Origin of the sequence: Kribbella sp. (assembly GCF_035655035.1) — a bacterium.
Lineage (GTDB): Bacteria > Actinomycetota > Actinomycetes > Propionibacteriales > Kribbellaceae > Kribbella.
Genome location: NZ_DASRVN010000269.1, coordinates 1 through 2,100, shown reverse-complemented (window position 1 = coordinate 2,100; position 2,100 = coordinate 1). Strand labels below are relative to the sequence as shown.

The 2,100-nt window shown below is 70.1% G+C and carries 3 protein-coding genes; all 3 read left to right on the top strand.

Features of this window, described 5'->3' with window-relative positions; all coding sequences use genetic code 11:
- The coding region (gene macS, locus VFF46_RS15665) for a MacS family sensor histidine kinase (protein ID WP_325037844.1) at window positions 1-889 on the top strand (889 nt) is incomplete at its 5' end.
- Window positions 886-1,509 (top strand): response regulator transcription factor, encoded by a 624-nt coding sequence (locus VFF46_RS15660; RefSeq protein ID WP_325037843.1) that lies wholly within the window; start codon window positions 886-888, stop codon window positions 1,507-1,509. The genes macS and VFF46_RS15660, both read left to right, overlap by 4 nt.
- 454 nt (window positions 1,510-1,963) lie before the next feature.
- Window positions 1,964-2,100, top strand: a 137-nt coding sequence (locus VFF46_RS40550) for a hypothetical protein (protein ID WP_349256361.1), incomplete at its 3' end; no start/stop codon positions are given.

The window sequence follows — 2,100 nt, the reverse complement described above, 5'->3', positions numbered from 1 at the left end:
CCTGATCGTCACGGTCGGCTGCATGTACGCGACGCTCTGGGCGCAGCCGTTGCCGGACATCCGTGCGGGTGCGTCCGTGCTGACGTCGGTGTGGGCGGCCGGACCGGTGCTCGCGCTGGCGATCTCCCGCGGGCGGGACGGGGGTCTGCTCGGCGCGGTGACGATCAGCCTCACGTTGCTGTCGCTGCGCGGGGTGGAGCATGTGTCGAACATTCTCGGCAATGTGCAACTGCTCCTGGTGTCCGGTCTGGTCGTCGGGTACGCCGCCACCACGATGCGCCAGGCGGGGGAGCGGCTGCGTTCGGCGATCGCCGCGGAGAGCGCCACCGCGGAACGGCTGCGGCTCAGCCGATCGATCCACGACGGCGTACTGCAGGTGCTGGCACAGGTCCAGCGACGCGGTACGGCGATCGGCGGCGAGGCGCTCGAACTCGCCGCGCTGGCCGCCGAACAAGAGGTTGCCCTGCGCACCTTGATGTCGTCGCGGCCCGCCGTCGCCTCGGACGGGAGCCGGGTCGACCTGTGCGGGTTGCTGTTGCCGTTGGCCACCACCCGCGTGGACGTCGTCGTACCTGCCGGACAGGTACTGCTGCCTGCGGCGACCGCCGCCGAACTGGTTGCCGCGGTCAAGGAAGCGCTGAGCAACGTGACCGAACACGCCGGGCCGGCTGCGCGCGCGTGGGTGGTTGTGGAGGAACTGGGGGAGAAGGTGATGGTGTCGATCCGGGACGACGGCCTGGGTACGACGCCCGCGCGACTCGAACGGGCCCGCCTGGACGGCCACCTCGGCGTCAGCCAGTCGATCCGCGGCCGCATCACCGACCTCGGCGGCACCGCCACCGTCCGCACCGCCCCCGGCGAAGGAACCGAATGGGAGCTGAAGCTGTGACCCGTGTGATGATCGTCGACGACCACCCGATGTGGCGCGAAGGTGTCGCGCGCGACCTCGGCAGCCGCGGGTACGACGTCTGCGCGACCGCGTCGGACGTGGCGAGTGCGGTGAAGATCGCGCTGGCGACCCGCCCGGACGTGGTCGTCATGGACCTCCAACTGGGCACCGGATCCGGCGTCGACGCGACCCGGTCGATCACCACCTCGCTCCCGGACACCCGCGTGCTCGTACTGTCCGCCAGCGCCGAGCAGGACGACGTACTCGCAGCCGTGAAGAACGGCGCGTCCGGCTATCTGGTGAAGTCCGCCTCGCTCGACGAGTTCGACGACGCCGTCCGCCGCACCGCCGAAGGCGACGCCGTCTTCAGCGCCGGCCTCGCCGGGCTCCTGCTCGGCGAGTACCGCCGGCTGGGCACCACCGGCCCGCAACTGACCGACCGCGAAACCGAAGTCCTCCGCCTGGTGGCCCGCGGCCTCACCGCCAAACAGATCGCCACCCGCCTGGTCCTGTCCCACCGCACCGTCGAGAACCACGTCCAGAACACCCTCCGCAAACTCCAACTCCACAACCGAGCCGAACTGGTCCGCTACGCCCTCAAAAACGGCCTGGCCGAGTAACCCCCGCGTACTGCCCGCCTGCTTGGCGGGCATCCGCCGGTTAGGGGTGGGTGGTGATGTGGTGAGTGTGGTTGCCCCCCGCGTGCTGCGCAGCCGCTGGCTTCGTCGCTACGCTCCTCAGGCGCGTCTGCTCCGCGCGCTCCCACCCGCCCACCGGCTAGCGCCGGCAGTGCCCGGCTGGCGCCGGGTGTTGCGAGCTGCCGCTCGCGTGCGACTGCTTGGCGCGCGTCCGTGGCTGCCGGTGGAGGTGGTGCCGGGTGGCTGTGGATCGCCCCTTACCTGCGGCAATCCGGCAGGTTTCGGCGCGGTTCAGGTGGTGTGGGCTGATGACGTTACGGTTGCGACTCGGTCGCTTGTGTGATTGTGGGTGGTTCGTACACTGGGCGTTCCACGGCTGCGTGGATGCTCTGTGTCATGACACCTGTACTGCGGGTGCCCACCTCCGGAGGCTTCGGTGAACCGGTCGTCCCTTGTCCGTGCTCTGCTCGCGTTCCTGGTGCTGGCGGCGTCGACGTACGTCACGCTGACGGCGAAACCACAGCTCGGTCTGGACCTGCGCGGTGGGACGCAGATCGTGCTCGAGGCCAAGGA